Origin of the sequence: Zoogloea oryzae, assembly GCF_030161255.1 — a bacterium.
Taxonomy (GTDB): domain Bacteria; phylum Pseudomonadota; class Gammaproteobacteria; order Burkholderiales; family Rhodocyclaceae; genus Zoogloea; species Zoogloea oryzae.
The window spans coordinates 1-284 of record NZ_BSPX01000310.1; the positions used below are offsets into that span (position 1 = coordinate 1).

The 284-nt window shown below is 76.1% G+C and carries 1 protein-coding gene; it reads left to right on the forward strand.

Annotated elements, in window-relative coordinates:
* On the forward strand, positions 1-284 hold a 284-nt coding region (locus QQK25_RS23510; RefSeq protein WP_284190125.1), incomplete at both ends, for an MFS transporter.

Consider the following 284-nt stretch of genomic DNA (forward strand, 5'->3'; position numbering starts at 1 on the left):
TGGCGGCCCGGGCGCTGCAGGGGCTCGGCGCGGCGGCGATGATGGCGCTCACCCTGGCCTTCGTGGCCGACGTGCTGCCCAAGGAACGCACCGGCCGCGCGATGGGCTTGCTCGGCACGATGTCGGCGGTGGGCACCGCCCTCGGCCCGTCGCTGGGCGGGCTGCTCATCGCCGGGCCGGGCTGGCGGGCGATCTTTCTCGTCAATCTGCCCCTCGGCATCGCGGCGCTGTATCTGGCCGCCCGTCACCTGCCGCAGGACGCACGCCGGGCCGATGCCCCGCGG